Origin of the sequence: Enterococcus mundtii, from assembly GCF_002813755.1 — a bacterium.
Taxonomy (GTDB): domain Bacteria; phylum Bacillota; class Bacilli; order Lactobacillales; family Enterococcaceae; genus Enterococcus_B; species Enterococcus_B mundtii.
On record NZ_CP018061.1, the window covers coordinates 2,622,503 to 2,636,766 of the forward strand.

Annotated in this window: 16 protein-coding genes; 3 read left to right on the forward strand and 13 right to left on the reverse strand. The window is 38.9% G+C overall.

Translation table 11 applies throughout. The features are described 5' to 3' along the window. Positions 1-5: 5 nt before the first annotated feature. The 3 genes from EM4838_RS12295 to EM4838_RS12305 form a co-directional block, all read right to left on the reverse strand. On the reverse strand, positions 6-659 hold the full coding sequence (locus EM4838_RS12295; protein WP_071866464.1) for a histidine phosphatase family protein: 654 nt from the start codon (positions 657-659) through the stop codon (positions 6-8). A gap of 317 nt (positions 660-976) precedes the next feature. Then, the gene (locus EM4838_RS12300) at positions 977-1,480 is read right to left on the reverse strand and encodes a tRNA (cytidine(34)-2'-O)-methyltransferase (RefSeq protein WP_019722320.1); all 504 of its coding nucleotides are present in this window, start codon (positions 1,478-1,480) and stop codon (positions 977-979) included. A 229-nt stretch (positions 1,481-1,709) separates the two neighbouring features. Then, a complete protein-coding gene (locus EM4838_RS12305) occupies positions 1,710-2,567 on the reverse strand; it encodes a methyltransferase domain-containing protein (protein WP_071866465.1) in 858 nt (285 codons plus the stop codon). 193 nt (positions 2,568-2,760) lie between these two features. Between EM4838_RS12305 and EM4838_RS12310 the strand changes: the two genes are divergently transcribed. Further along, positions 2,761-3,402 (forward strand): copper homeostasis protein CutC, encoded by a 642-nt coding sequence (locus EM4838_RS12310; protein ID WP_071866466.1) that lies wholly within the window; start codon positions 2,761-2,763, stop codon positions 3,400-3,402. Between the two features lie 65 nt (positions 3,403-3,467). Here EM4838_RS12310 and mgtE read toward each other — a convergent pair whose 3' ends face one another. The 4 genes from mgtE to yjbM are packed head-to-tail and all read right to left on the reverse strand — an operon-like array spanning position 3,468 to position 7,228. Further along, positions 3,468-4,829, reverse strand: a complete 1,362-nt coding sequence (gene mgtE, locus EM4838_RS12315; protein WP_071866467.1) for a magnesium transporter — start codon at positions 4,827-4,829, stop codon at positions 3,468-3,470. A gap of 17 nt (positions 4,830-4,846) precedes the next feature. Then, entirely contained in the window at positions 4,847-5,746 is a 900-nt protein-coding gene (locus tag EM4838_RS12320) for an RluA family pseudouridine synthase (RefSeq protein WP_071866468.1), read from the reverse strand. 2 nt (positions 5,747-5,748) lie between these two features. Then, entirely contained in the window at positions 5,749-6,546 is a 798-nt protein-coding gene (locus EM4838_RS12325; RefSeq protein WP_010734258.1) for an NAD kinase, read from the reverse strand. Further along, the gene (gene yjbM / locus EM4838_RS12330) at positions 6,524-7,228 is read right to left on the reverse strand and encodes a GTP diphosphokinase (protein ID WP_019722324.1); all 705 of its coding nucleotides are present in this window, start codon (positions 7,226-7,228) and stop codon (positions 6,524-6,526) included. The genes EM4838_RS12325 and yjbM overlap by 23 nt, the downstream gene beginning before the upstream one ends. Positions 7,229-7,358: 130 nt before the next feature. Between yjbM and EM4838_RS12335 the strand changes: the two genes are divergently transcribed. Further along, positions 7,359-7,934: a CYTH domain-containing protein gene (locus EM4838_RS12335; RefSeq protein WP_071866469.1), complete on the forward strand. Its 576-nt coding sequence runs from the start codon at positions 7,359-7,361 to the stop codon at positions 7,932-7,934. Between the two features lie 114 nt (positions 7,935-8,048). Then, the gene (locus EM4838_RS12340) at positions 8,049-8,717 is read left to right on the forward strand and encodes a DsbA family protein (RefSeq protein WP_023520411.1); all 669 of its coding nucleotides are present in this window, start codon (positions 8,049-8,051) and stop codon (positions 8,715-8,717) included. 101 nt (positions 8,718-8,818) lie between these two features. Here EM4838_RS12340 and EM4838_RS12345 read toward each other — a convergent pair whose 3' ends face one another. From EM4838_RS12345 to EM4838_RS12370, 6 genes are all read right to left on the reverse strand, one after another. Next, positions 8,819-9,418 carry an RICIN domain-containing protein gene (locus EM4838_RS12345; RefSeq protein ID WP_071866470.1) on the reverse strand — a complete coding sequence of 200 codons (600 nt, stop codon included), beginning with the start codon at positions 9,416-9,418 and terminating at the stop codon, positions 8,819-8,821. Positions 9,419-9,493: 75 nt separating this feature from the next. Further along, the gene (locus tag EM4838_RS12350; protein ID WP_071866471.1) at positions 9,494-10,087 is read right to left on the reverse strand and encodes an RICIN domain-containing protein; all 594 of its coding nucleotides are present in this window, start codon (positions 10,085-10,087) and stop codon (positions 9,494-9,496) included. A 360-nt stretch (positions 10,088-10,447) separates the two neighbouring features. Next, positions 10,448-10,714, reverse strand: coding sequence for a hypothetical protein (locus EM4838_RS12355; RefSeq protein ID WP_019722328.1), 267 nt, complete (start codon positions 10,712-10,714; stop codon positions 10,448-10,450). 354 nt (positions 10,715-11,068) lie between these two features. Then, on the reverse strand, positions 11,069-12,016 hold the full coding sequence (locus EM4838_RS12360) for a transketolase family protein (RefSeq protein ID WP_071866472.1): 948 nt from the start codon (positions 12,014-12,016) through the stop codon (positions 11,069-11,071). Positions 12,017-12,022: 6 nt separating this feature from the next. Then, positions 12,023-12,877 (reverse strand): transketolase, encoded by an 855-nt coding sequence (locus EM4838_RS12365; RefSeq protein WP_071866473.1) that lies wholly within the window; start codon positions 12,875-12,877, stop codon positions 12,023-12,025. A 12-nt stretch (positions 12,878-12,889) separates the two neighbouring features. Beyond that, the gene (locus EM4838_RS12370) at positions 12,890-14,254 is read right to left on the reverse strand and encodes a PTS ascorbate transporter subunit IIC (protein WP_071866474.1); all 1,365 of its coding nucleotides are present in this window, start codon (positions 14,252-14,254) and stop codon (positions 12,890-12,892) included. Positions 14,255-14,264 lie beyond the last annotated feature (10 nt).

A 14,264-nucleotide genomic window follows, 5' to 3' on the forward strand; every position in this document is an offset into this window, starting at 1 on the left:
TTTATTTATAGTAAAGGCTCTGGCTGTCCATTACCTAAAAAATCCACCTGATTCCATACTTTAAGGTCATATGGTAACAGATTGTTTGGTTCTCCTGTTTCTAAAATCGTCAAGCTACTATTGAATAAACCGCCCATTTCTCGTAACTGACTTAATTCTTTACCAGTCATCCACTGGATCGCAGCAGTTAAAGAGGCACCATGCCCAACAAATAGAATAGGCCCTTGATGTTGACAGACTGCATCCGCAACAACGGCTTCGATCCGCGTGATTGCTTCGGTGATCGGCTCTCCTTCAAAAGGTGTTGGATCATATTTATCTAAATGATTTCGTAAATTAGGTAAGTTCTCTGGAAATTTTTTGTACATCTCTTCGATCGACTGTCCTTCCAGTTTTCCTAAACCTAATTCTCTTAATTTATCTGTATAAATGATTTCTGTCGGATGGTCCAATTCTTGATTGATCCCTTTTGCTGTATCTCTTGCACGTTTTGTCGTACTGCAATAAATAGCTTCAAAAGGAACAGACTTGACCATTTGGCCGAATGTCTTGATCTCCTCATAGCTTTGAGGTAACAACGGTGAGTCTCCTTGGCTTCCTTGAAAGCGTCTTTCAAGATTCCATTCCGTTTTACCATGTCTTGTAAAGTATAGTTCCATAGATGTTAGACTCCTCACTCCGTACTTGTATATATACTATCATATAGGATTTTCCCGTTGGACCGTGTAGAAAAGCTTGTTTCTAAAAAATAGAGGCTTTCGCCAATTGAATATCGCTAAAAATCGACTGTAAAAAACTGTGCGATCCTTTATGTAGTCTTGTTTTCGATCAGCAATATCCACGTATTTCATCCACACCCTTGATCAAGAGTGTGAAAAAGGAAGCTCCTACTCTATCAAAACGAAGGTTGAGCAACAAGAAAAACTATTTTCTCAACTTCGCTTTCTTATAGGAGCATCACTTCTCTTCACAACCTTTAGTCTAGCTTATCATTTTCGTAATGATGTGTTAACTCTAAATTTGGGAAACCTTGTTGACGCAACGCTTCATACACGATCATTGCTGCTGTATTCGATAGATTCAATGAGCGGACGTGTGTATCATTCATGGGGATACGTAAGCATTTTTCTTCATGCTCGCGCATAAAGGGTTCCGGTAATCCAGTTGTTTCTTTCCCAAACAAAAAGAAATGCTCTTCGCCATCTGCAAAGTCTTCATCACTGTATACTTTATTCGCAAATTTGGAGATCAAATGTAACTTTCTATCGCCTAAATAAGCCATAAAAGCTGGTAGATCTGCATGATACGTGATATCCACATCGTGCCAATAATCAAGCCCCGCTCGTTTCAGCTGTTTATCATCTGTTGAAAATCCTAGTGGTTCGATCAAGTGTAACGGTGTGTTAGTCGCTGCACATGTTCGTGCAATATTTCCTGTGTTTGCTGGAATCAAAGGTTCAAATAAAACAATGTGGTTCATACTATCCATCCTCTCATGTATATGTGAAATCCATTTTAGTCTAAATCTTGATTTTTGCATAAAAAAAAACGTATCAACTCGGTGTCAGTCACTGCGAGTCGTTACGTTAGTGAAGCTCTTTTCACTATCTTTTATCAGAACAGGAACCTGATAAAAACCAATGAAAAAACAACTTGTTGCTACTATATCACCATTAAACGCTTTTTGCAACCTTAACTCTATAATATTCTTATTGGAATCGTTTTCTCTTATTTCCTTTTAACAATTCTACGTCAATTGTAATTTTTCTAAGGGGTTCTTCCATCAGAGCCTCTTTTATTTCTTTTGCTACTTGCCATTCCAGTGGCGACATTGCCAAGAGATCACGGCGATTTTCTTCAGGAATCGTAAATTCATACGTCACACGTTGACGTTCCACTGACACCATTGATTCCATGAATTTGTCAACAACACGTTCGTTAGAATAATGATGTTTTTCTGGCTGATCTGGATAAAAAGCTTGGCGTAATTCTTTTAAATAGCCTGATTGTGGAACGACTTTTAATACCATGCCGTCATCTGCAAGTACTCGCTGAAACTCTTGATAGTGAGAAGGCGAGAAAATATTCAATATCGTCGAAAATTGTTGATCCGCAAAAGGCAAATTCGTTAAATCCGCGACACACCAAAATGCTTGCATCGGCTGTTCAGTGGCTGCATAGACACCTTCTTTCGCGATATCAAAGCCAATTGCTTGTTTTAATGGTTGTAATTGATCGATGGCCGCCAAAAAGCTCCCTTCTCCACAACCGACATCTAGAACAGTCGCATTACTTGGTAAATGCTTAGCTAACTGTTCGATCAATGGTTGATACATACCTGATTGGATCATTCGTCTTCTTGGAGCAAACATGCCTTGATCATATTCGGTTTTGATTGCGTGAGATAAAAAATACAACGTTCCCTTTTTAGATAAATCAAAACGATGATTCTTTTGGCAAATAAGCCCATTCGTGGTCGATAAAAAGGGTTCTTGACATAACGGGCAACGGAACATTTGGGCATTCTCTGATAAAAATAGTCGACTCTGGTCTATTTTTTTTAACATAGTGATTATTCATTCCTTTAAAATACGTAGTGAGATAGTCATATAAAGATAAAAAACTTTCTTTAAAAACATTCGTTATCCGATGTTGCCTATCATGCTATCCCCTTCATCTTACCGTTTGAAGAGCGCTTTAGCAACTGTAAAAACTATGGTATAATTTCAACAAAAGTAGACATAATAAAGGAGCAAGAATATGATCAAAGAATTTTGTGCGGAGAATTATACATCGATCCCGTTAGCCATCGCAAATGGAGCCAATCGGATCGAATTATGTGACAACCTAGCAGTAGGTGGCACGACACCAAGTACTGGTGTCATTGAAGAAGTATTGAGCTACGCTAATGAAAAAAGTGTTCCTGTCATGACGATCATTCGACCACGTGGTGGCGATTTTGTTTATAATGATATCGAATTGAAAATCATGCACACTGACTTGATTGAAGCCAAAAAACTAGGCACTGACGGTGTAGTGATCGGTTGCTTGACTCCTTCTGGATGGTTAGATGAAGAAGCACTGGAAGTCTTGATCGACTCCGCAGAAGGCTTACAGATCACTTTCCACATGGCGTTTGATGCGATTCCTCAAGAACGTCAATACGAAGCCATCGATTGGTTGGTTGAACATGGCGTTCATCGTATCTTGACACATGGTGGTGTTGCCGGTACAAACATCGAAGATAATTTTGCACACTTAAAACAGTTGATCACTCATGCAGACGGACGAATCATCATTTTACCTGGTGGTGGTATCACTTCAGAAAATGCACAAGTAGTTGCTGATGCTTTAGAAGTCCACGAAGTCCACGGTACCAAAATCGTTCCTTTATCTGAATAAACAAAAATAAGCGAAACGACTCTTGTCTGAGATAAGAATCGTTTCGCTTATTTTACTCTATTATCTTACATAAAATACCCCATAAACAACGAAGCGATATTGAAATAGATCAATACACTGGTCAAGTCACTCAAGGTGGTAATAAATGGCCCACTGGCAACGGCAGGGTCAAAGCCTAAACGATCCATCAACATCGGGATCAAACTTCCCGCAAGATTTGCCACTGTGATCGCAAATAGCATCGCAATACCGATAACAAAGCCTAGAATAAAGTTCTGCTTCCAAAATCCTACGATCAAGAAGATCGTTAGGCCAGTCACAGCGCCGGTCACTAAACCCGTCAATACTTCCGCCACGATCAACCGAACAAAGCCCTGATCTTTTTCATCTGAAATCGCTAGGCGACGTACAGCGACCGCTAACGATTGTGTACCGGCGTTTCCAGCCGTTCCTGTGATCAAAGAAATAAAGACAGCTAAAATACTTGCTTCACTGACTAATTCTTCATAATGACTGATCAAAGAGGCAGTTGACATACCTAAAAATAATAAAGTGATCAACCAAGGTAAGCGGCGAGAAGCTGATTTTACTGGATTCTCATTGATTTCTTCGACGTTGACCCCCGCCAATCCAGAATAGTCACTCGCTGCTTCATCATCGATAACGTCGATGATATCATCGACAGTCACGATCCCTAATAAATGATCATCATAATCCGTGACAGGCAACGCAAGAAAGTCATAGTCACGGAAAGTTTGTGCCACATCTTCTTGGTCATCGCCTACGTGAACAGATAATACCCGTTCACTCATCAAATCAGAAATCATCGCATCATCATCATTGACGATCAAATCACGCAACGAGATAACCCCAACAAGTTGATTGTCTTGATTGACTACATAAATGTAATAGATGGTTTCTGCCACATCTGCTTCATTTTTCAAGACATACATCGCCGAACGAACGGTTTGGTTCGCAACGATCGAGATAAATTCGGTCGTCATGATCGCCCCAGCCGTTTCATCTTCATAATGCAGGAGGTCTTTGATCTCACTCGCATCTTCTGCTGTCATCAAGCTAAGATATTTCGCCACTTGTTTCTTATCTAATGTATTCAACAAATCGACCGCGTTATCGGTATACATCTCTGAGAGCATTTCCGCGGCATAACTAGGACGCATTTCTGCTAAATATTCCTTCATATATTCGTTGTCTTCTTCAATGACATCGAACATGTCCGCCAATTCCTTTGGCGAAAGATAGGTATAAATCTGTTGACGATCTGCTTCCTTAAGGGATTGATAGAATTGCCCCTGTTCATAGATATGCATCTCCAAGAAGTTATTTCTAAAATCCTGAATATTGTTTTCTCTTAGATCTTGAGCTAACTGGGCAAATCTTTCCTCTAATTCTTGATTTTCGTCCAAACCAATCTCACCTCACCTTAATCTTCAAATCGTTTCACTATTGTTGCCATATCTTTTGCTAAAGGCTGTTTGAATTCTAATAATTTTTCTGTAAACGGATGATAGAACCGTAAGTCATAACAATGCAAAGCCTGTCTAACTATGTCTTGATCCATCCTTCCCCCATACATGTCATCGCCTAAAAGAGGACACCCGATCGCAGAAAAATGCACTCTGATCTGATGCGTGCGCCCCGTATGCAATTGGATATCAACGAGTGCAATCTCTGCTGATCTGTTTTCTAACCAGTATTCCGTTTGCGCACTTTTCCCCGTAGAAGAAATTTTACGTTTTAATAATGATGTCATATCACGAGCAATTGGTAAATCGATCTGCCCATGCGCTTTTAACGTAGCCACATCGCCACTGACCAAGGCTTGATACTTTTTGACGAACTTCTTTTCGCGAAGCTGTACGTCTAATTTTGCATGAGCAAAACCATGCTTTGCAAAAAGCATCAATCCTGAAGTATCTCGATCTAGTCTAGTCACTACGTGGATCACCTGATTTTCATAGCCTTGTTGTTTATAATAAGCTTTCACTCGATTCGCCATCGTACCGTTAGGATGGTATTGTGCCGGTATCGAGGATACTCCAGCTGGTTTATTGACGACTAAGAGATGTTCATCTTCATAAACGATCTCGATCGGTGTTTCGTCTAAAAGAACCGTTTCATGCTCGCCTTCTGCTGGAATCACAATGGTTACCTTATCATTTTGAGCCAAAGAAAACAAGACGTTCTCAACCTGATCATTGACCATGATCGTGCCGCCTTGAAACTTGATTTTCGCTAGTAGCCCTTTGGAGATCCCTTTTTCTTTTAAAAAATATTTTACTTGTTGCGCTTGCTCTTTTTCATAGATCCATGTAAACTCCATTGCTAAACCTCACCAATAAAGGCATCTTTCACACGGTGCCAAAAATGCATATGTCGATAAGAAGCAAAGTGGATTCTTTCTTCTGCAATCCGATAATAAATGGCTCGTATATTATTTTTTGAAACGTCCAATTGATCGATCGTCACCAAATAATCTGCGGTATTCTCTAAACGAATTTCTACCCATTCATCTTGAGCAATGACCATTGGCGCACCTAGCGTACGAAAAACGCGGTTATTCAATGAAGCAATCTCTGCTAATTGAAACGCATTGATACTTGGATGGATCACAGCCCCACCAACACTCTTATTATACGCAGTCGATCCTGTAGGCGTAGACAACGCCAAACCATCACCACGGAAGCTTTCAAATAGTTCGTTCTTGATATATACATCTGCTACCATCGTTCGGTTAGAACGCTTGATTGTTGACTCATTCAAAGCAAAAAAATGTTGATCAGGCTTATCATCTAAATAGCTGATTCGAACATCTAACAACGGGTAGCTGACACTTTGTTCACGATTGGTTTTCAGGCTATCGACTAGTTCTTCTAATTCATAGTCTCGCCAGTCCGTATAAAAGCCTAAATGACCTGTATGGACGCCTAAAAAGCGCACATCGTTCAAAGCATGGCTAAATTGATGGAACGCGGCTAAAAGCGTCCCATCCCCGCCAACTGAAATCACTAACTCTGGTTGTTGATCATCGATCTTGATATTTGCTTGAGCCAAAAGATTTTTCAATCGTTCGGTGACTGCTAATGTTTTTGGTTCCTTGTTATGAACGATCGCTACCTTCATCTTTTGCCTCCTCATGTTTATTCTCTTGATTGATCAATGAGCGATAATAGGCATCTTCAGATTTGCCTCTGCCATGTGAGAATAACCGTTGTGCTTCTTGGATCTCTTCACGGATATTCGACATTTCTTCGTCGAGTTGATACGCGGCTTCTGCTGCACGTTGTAATCGTTCACTCATTTCTTCCGGAAATACACCTTGGTATTTATAATTCAACGAATGTTCGATCGTTGCCCAAAAGTTCATCGCTAACGTTCGAATTTGAATTTCTGCTAAGATCTTCTTTTCACCACTGATCAATTGGACTGGATATTCGATCACTAAATGATACGAGCGATACCCACTCGCTTTTTTATTGGTGATATAATCCCGTTCCTGTAATACTTTCATATCTTTTCGGTTACGGATGATCTCAACCACCTGATGGATATCTTCTACAAATTGACACATGATTCTTAACCCAGCAATATCTGACATTTCTTCCTCTAAACGCGCCATTGGGATATGACGCAATTGAGACTTGGTAACGATGCTTTCTACCGGTTTGACCCGCCCCGTCACAAACTCGATTGGGACATGGCGATTTTGTTCTCTAAATTGTTTACGTATTCCTCTTAGTTTTACTTTTAATTCTGATACTGTTTGTTCGTAAGGTGCTAAAAACTCTTCCCAGTCTCGTTCCATAATCTATACCTCTACTTTGTTAACATTCATAGATATTCTAACATATAAACATAGTTTTTTTGCACCTTCTGTCTTTGAAGTTGACCAAAAACAAAAAATTAGGCAAAATAAAAGAAAAGGGGCGAAGCCAATGACTGAAATGTTAGAGATCGAATTTAAAACATTGCTAACTAAGGAAGATTACACGCGTTTGCTTTCGCACTATCAACTTACAACGGAATCCTTCCATATCCAAACCAATATTTATTATGATACGCCTGATTTCCAATTAAAACAGCGTGGTTGTGGGTTACGTATCCGCTTATTAGATACCTATGCGGAGTACACATTAAAAACACCAACTACAGAAGGAAAATTGGAAACAACAGACACCTATACGCTCCAAGAAGCCACTAAAATGATCGAGGAACAGACACTGCCACGAACGGGCGCTGTTTTAAAAAAACTTCATGAGCTATCGATCGATTCCAATCAATTGTTCAAAATCGGAGAACTGACGACTAAGCGTGTTGAATTTCCTATTGATGAAGGCTTGTTAGCCATTGACGAAAGTTGGGGGGAACAACTTCACGACTATGAATTAGAATTAGAAGTCACTGATGCTGCCAGTGGAAAAGTAGCATTTGAGCACTTCCTTCAACGTCAAGGAATTCCTTATCATCCTTCAAAAAATAAAATCCAACGAATGTTTGAGGCCAAAAATTAGAACTCTATCATTTTCATAAGGCTCATGAGTTCATTTTTTCGGGATTTTCTGGTAAGTTATACGTTGTGAATATTATTCATGATTTGCATAGAATCTAATTTGGGGGAGATTCGTATGATCGAAATCTATTTTTTTGTTAATCCATTGGGGAAAAACTGCTTTCATTTAGAGCAACAGCTCGTTCAATTTATTGATGAGGAATATGGAAAGAAGCCGAAAGACAAAGTACAATTTCGTTTTCTTCCACTAGTTAACTTGCAGACAATCGGGGATGTCATGCAGACTAACGGGATTTCTCAAACTAATCTTGAAGAGCGCAACAAACTATTTTCCATTACTTATTCAGCCGCATTAGATTGCAAAGCTGCGCATTTTCAAGGAAAGAAAAAAGGAAGACAATTTCTTAGCCGATTACAAGAAGCAGTCAGTTGTAAAAAAATTCCATATTCTCAACAGCTTTCTGAATCGATTTTTTCAGAAATTGGAGATCTAAACATGTTCAAAGAAGATCGCCAATCTGAATTTGTCAAAGAAGCATTTTTCTCAGACCAAAAAATGGCCCGTGAAATGGGAATAAAGAAACATCCATCTGCTGTTGTTTATAATTATAATCGTGAACAAAATTTTGGAGTATTAGTTGAAGGCATGAACAGTGTTCGCCAAATCATGGCGATCTGTCAAGGAAAAGAAGACAGCTATCAGCTGTTTGAAAGCCATCCATTGCAAGCAACGAATCCACAACTTCATTCCGGAAATAGCCATTTATCTTTGCTTTCAAATTAAATAATAGATGTGTGTATCACACAAAATAAAAAGACACAAAACAAGGTAAACTGTTTTATGTCTTTTTTACTATTTTTTCAAATCAAATATATTGTATATGGTTAAACATTTCCTACAATATGAATACGGAACCTTTGACTTGACGTACCACGACCCTCTCCTTCGGTAGCAACTAATTTCTGACCTTGTGAAGGAGTGCCATTTTCAATATCCAGTACTTTACCTGTTTCAGTATTTTGTAATACAAAAAGTCCATCACCTAAAAGATCATCTACACCTACTTTATACAATCGCCAATTTGAATTTAGACCTGTCGTTGCAATTCTTGGATTTCCTTTGCTATCAAAAGATTTTTCAGATACAGATAAGGATGCTGATTTGATAAATCCGTTGAACTGATGAGCATCAGTTGAGAGAGTGTACGTCTCAGTAGCAAAATTATAAAACATATTCCATTTTTGATTCCATGAGGTAGCATTACTGTACATAATCACTTGGTCTAAATTACTTTGATCCCAATCCAATACCCTCCCTCTATTCATTTCACTTTGAATCGTTACAACTTTGTTGTTAAAGTAGTTAGCAACATTAGATCCTGGTATATTTTCTTCTATGCCTGCCGAGACAGTCTGACTTCCTCCGATTACTCCTAATGTCGTTACTACAAATGCTCCTACCATTAATTTTGTGAACACTTTCATTTTTTATTCCCCTTTTTGTTTTTTGTCTTTTTTTTTGTTTTTCTTCAATTTAAATGAAATAAAGCTAGCTAAGGATCAAAGGTTGCCCACTACTCTAAGAACAAATCGTTGACTAGCAGTTCCAGTACCTTGTCCTTCACGTGCGACTAGGCCTTTCGTGTCGTACGGGCTGCCATTTTCCAGATCTAATACTTTACCCGATTCAACATTTTTTAAAACATAAACACCCGCACCCACAGCATCACCTACTCTGTAGAGTTTCCAATTTACTTTTAATCCAGTCGTAGCAATCTTTGGATTTCCTTGACTATCAAAAACTTTGTCAGATACAGCCAATTCTGCTGATCTGATATGGCCATTGATCTGGTGAGGATCAGTTGAGATAGTATATGTATCTGCACTAGCATCATAAAACATATTCCATTTTTGATTCCATGAGCCAGTATTATTGTACATGATCACTTGGTCAAGATTGGATTGATCCCAATCTAACGTCCTTCCCAAATCCATTGCACTTTCAATTCTCACCACTTTATTTTTAAAGGCGTCCGCAACATTAGAACCTGGTATGTTTTGATCCAAATCTGCCGAGACTGTTTGACTTCCTCCGACTACTCCTAACGTTGTTGCTACAAATGCTCCTACCAATAATTTTGTGAACACTTTCATTTTTTGTTCCCCTTTTTGTTTTTTTATTTGATACAAATCGATTTGTTGAACACAGTATGCCATGTTTTTATTTAGTAAATTTATTTTGAGTGGTAATACAACACTATTTATTTTTTATTTAATAAGTGCGTTAATTATAATAAAAAGCGCTTGTTTTATAGGCTTTATTGCTCTTTCATGCACAATAAAAAGTAAATTTACTATGATTTTTTTCATGTTTTTTTATTTTTATTATTAAACATAAAAATATATTGTTTGCCAACTGTATAAAAAAGAGAATCGTCGGCTACTTGAAACACCTACAATTCTCTAATTACTTCTATTAAGTTATAAATAATACACACTGCCGGACTAACTTCCTTAAACAGCAGAATGATCCTTCTTTCTTTTTTTATTGACAACAACTAACAAAACCAAGCAGATAAGAAGACTAATGACTCTTAGTGCGGGAGTAAATAATAGAAAGATCATCAAATTGGCAAACCCTTGAACAATGGTAGAATCCGATTGATACATTTGATCCAAAGGCTCTGCAAACACGCTCACATGGCGATAGACATATGCAGTAAATAAATACATAGCCACACCTACTCCTACTATAAGGATATTTTTTATTGATTTCGACAATTTCTGTTCCTCCATCTAATATTTATTGATCGGGTTTCTCTTTTTGTTTCCATAATCGGTCAATAAAATTTTTTTATGCTCTAGCCAGAAAGCATTTTACCTCTAAATAACAAATCCTAAAGAATATATGTACATGTTTCGTTCTAATTAGAAAAGCTGTAGATGTTCATAGATCATCTCCTTATTCGTTAATCAACACGCTTCATTTCCTCACATTTATAACATAAGACAACATATTTATCCTATCCAAATCCATTGTACTACTAATAGATCATCAACTCAAAAAAGGAGTAAAAAAGGGTTACCCTTCATTACTCCTTTTCGCTATCAAATAATTGTATTCAACACGCTGACTTATTCCATTATTTGCTTTTTAATACTCTCAACATCCAACCCAAATTCTTGTTGCAAGAAATCTGGTGTGCCAACTTGACCAAAACGTTCATTGACACCGATTCGTTTCAGCGGAACGCCAATCCCTTCTTCTGCAAGAACTTCAGCGACTGAACTACCTAAACCGCCAGTAATCGAGTGATTCTCAATGGTTACGATTTTTTTCTTACCAATTACTTCACTGAGGATCAACTCTCGATCAATCGGTTTGATGGTAAACATATCGATCACTTCACAGCTGATTCCTTCTTCCATCAATTGTTCAGCGACTTGTAATGTTTCAGAAACGAGTTGCCCTGCTGCAATCAGCAGATAATCCGTTCCTTTACGCAAAACATTTCCTTTGCCTAATACAAATGTTGAACCTTTCTCATAAACAGGCGTGACGCCTTTACGATTTCCTCGTACATAATGGATTCCTGACAGTTGATGAAATTCTTTGATGATCCATGCCATTTGTACGTCATCTGCCGCATCACATACTACGGAATGAGGGATGGCTTTCATTAAGGCTACATCCTCCCAAGTCGTATGAGTTCCCCCGTTATGCCCTGCGGCAAATCCCGGATCTGAACCATAAATATTGATGGTATTCCCGCCGTAGCCTCCTGAAATAAACAGTTGATCAAATACCCGGCGTGTCGCAAATGGACCAAAAGTATGGATAAATGGCGTGTACCCCGTCAAACTTAATCCTGCTGCGACGCCCACCATATTTGCTTCGGCAATCCCCATATTGATAAAGCGGTCAGGGCGTTCCTTTCCAATCGCTGTCCAACCACTTGCAGAACCTAGATCAGCATCTAACGCAATGACTTTCTCGTCTTTTTCCATCAATTCATTGATGGTTTCCACGACACAAGTTCGTAATTCTTTTTCGATCGCTGTCGATTTAGTTAAATGGAACATCCCTTATCACATCCTCTCGATTTTTTCTTCTAATGTTCGGATTGCTTGATCTGCTGCTTGGTTGACTTGTTCCGTATTGAATTTCACGGAATGATTGGCAGCTAAAGTTTCAAAATACGGAACCCCTTGCCCCTTCACGCTATCAAGTACAATACAAACTGCTTGATCAGTTACTTCTTTACATTTGTTGATTGCAGCATCAATGGCTTGTATATCGGAACCTTTTACTTTTAAGGTATAGAAACCGAATGCTTCCATTTTTTTCTGTAAATCGAACGGGTCAAGGATGTCCTTTGTGGCTCCATCTAATTGCTTTTTATTATCATCGATGATCACGATACAATGATTTAATTTAAAATGGGCGATATATTGGAATGCTTCCCAACACTGGCCCTCATTCAACTCTCCATCTCCCACGATCAAGTACACATAGTTGTCTTTGTTAGCGTGCTTAAAACCTGTAGCGATCCCCGCAGCCATTGAAGTCCCTTGACCTAAAGAACCCGTAGTTGCATCAACACCAGGTGTTTTTTGGCGATCCGGATGAGAAGGCAGTCTTGTTCCACCTTCATTGATCGTCAGTAACCATTCTTTGTCAAAATAACCAACATTTGCTAAAGCACTGTATAATCCAGCTCCTGCGTGTCCTTTAGATAAGACCAACCGATCACGTTCTTCCCATTGTGGATTTTTAGGATCGATCTTCATCTGCTTACCGTATAAGACGGCTAACAACTCAACGATCGAAAATGAACCACCTAAATGCCCTTGCCCCATATGTTTGATACTGATCAATGTATCTAATCGTATTTTAGTTGCTAATAATTCCAGTTCTTTTAGTTGCTCTTCTTTGATGGTCAAAATGATACCCCCTTACTCTGCGACTGTATCTGATTTTTTACTTTTCTTTAAAAGTGTCAAACCGATCAAAACAGCAAGTACAGCGACCACACCAGAAATAACTGCAATTTGTCCGCCCATATTTGCTAAGTTTCCTAAAAAGATCCCTGAAACACCATAATCTGTATCTGAGAAAGTCGAACCTTGGAACCCAAGATCGCCCATTACTGGCATCAACAAGATCGGCATGAAGCTAATGATGATCCCGTGGACAAAGGAACCGATGACCGCGCCACGTACACCCCCAGTGGCATTTCCATAAACACCGGCTGTCGCGCCACAGAAGAAATGAGGAACTACGCCAGGAATGATCACTGTTGTCCCGGTAAAGACCATGATCACTAAACTAACTAATCCACCAACAAAACTTGTTAAAAAGCCAATCAATACGGCATTTGGTGCATAAGGGAACACGATTGGACAATCCAACGCTGGAATCGAATTCGGTACTAATTTTTCAGAGATTCCTTTAAATGCAGGAACGATTTCAGCTAAAATCAAACGTACACCGGCTAAGATCACAAAAACACCTGCGGCAAATGAACCCGCTTGTTGTAAAGCATAAATAATATAATTCGTGCCATCGCTCAATGTGGTAGTAATATAGTCACTTCCGGCAAACAACGCAACGATCACATAGACGATTGCCATCGTAATCGTGATACTCACTGTTGAGTCACGTAAAAAAGCTAACCCTTTAGGAAAATTGATGTCTTCTGTTGATTTTTCTTTATTTCCAACATACTTACCGATCAAACCACTCAATGCGTAGCCAAAGTTCCCTGTATGACCTAAAGCTACAGAGTCATTTTTTGTGATTTGACGTGTAAACGGTTGTGCGATTGCTGGAAAAATCGTATTACAGATGCCTAGCGCTAACCCACCGAATAAAACCAGACTAAACGTACTCATGCCTGTTACACTTAAAATGACTGCAATCATACATGCCATGTATAACGTTGCATGCCCTGTCAAATAAATGTATTTGTACCGAGTGATTCTCGCAATCAAAATATTGAATGCCATTCCCGCTAACATAATAAGTGCTGTATATGTTCCATAGGTAGTTAGAGCTAACGCTACGATCGCTTCGTTATTAGGAACAACTCCTTGCATATTGAATGCGACTTGGAACATTTCTCCAAATGGCGCCAACGAACTTTCTATGACTCCTGCACCAGCTGTCACAACCAGAAATCCTACAAAAGTCTTGATTCCGCCTTTAACAGTCGTTGCCACATCTTTTTTCTGCAACATATTCCCCAATACAGCAATCAATGCCACTAAGATTGCTGGTGTACTCGCAATATCGATCAATAGATCTAAAATACTATTCATTTATTTTTCC

Bases quoted from the DNA above. Each gene is read 5' to 3' on its own strand.
- EM4838_RS12295 (WP_071866464.1), bottom strand. From the start codon at position 659: ATGGAACTATACTTTACAAGACATGGTAAAACGGAATGGAATCTTGAA.
- EM4838_RS12300 (WP_019722320.1), bottom strand. From the start codon at position 1,480: ATGAACCACATTGTTTTATTTGAACCTTTGATTCCAGCAAACACAGGA.
- EM4838_RS12305 (WP_071866465.1), bottom strand. From the start codon at position 2,567: ATGTTAAAAAAAATAGACCAGAGTCGACTATTTTTATCAGAGAATGCC.
- EM4838_RS12310 (WP_071866466.1), top strand. From the start codon at position 2,761: ATGATCAAAGAATTTTGTGCGGAGAATTATACATCGATCCCGTTAGCC.
- EM4838_RS12320 (WP_071866468.1), bottom strand. From the start codon at position 5,746: ATGGAGTTTACATGGATCTATGAAAAAGAGCAAGCGCAACAAGTAAAA.
- EM4838_RS12325 (WP_010734258.1), bottom strand. From the start codon at position 6,546: ATGAAGGTAGCGATCGTTCATAACAAGGAACCAAAAACATTAGCAGTC.
- yjbM (WP_019722324.1), bottom strand. From the start codon at position 7,228: ATGGAACGAGACTGGGAAGAGTTTTTAGCACCTTACGAACAAACAGTA.
- EM4838_RS12335 (WP_071866469.1), top strand. From the start codon at position 7,359: ATGACTGAAATGTTAGAGATCGAATTTAAAACATTGCTAACTAAGGAA.
- EM4838_RS12340 (WP_023520411.1), top strand. From the start codon at position 8,049: ATGATCGAAATCTATTTTTTTGTTAATCCATTGGGGAAAAACTGCTTT.
- EM4838_RS12345 (WP_071866470.1), bottom strand. From the start codon at position 9,418: ATGAAAGTGTTCACAAAATTAATGGTAGGAGCATTTGTAGTAACGACA.
- EM4838_RS12350 (WP_071866471.1), bottom strand. From the start codon at position 10,087: ATGAAAGTGTTCACAAAATTATTGGTAGGAGCATTTGTAGCAACAACG.
- EM4838_RS12360 (WP_071866472.1), bottom strand. From the start codon at position 12,016: ATGTTCCATTTAACTAAATCGACAGCGATCGAAAAAGAATTACGAACT.
- EM4838_RS12370 (WP_071866474.1), bottom strand. From the start codon at position 14,254: ATGAATAGTATTTTAGATCTATTGATCGATATTGCGAGTACACCAGCA.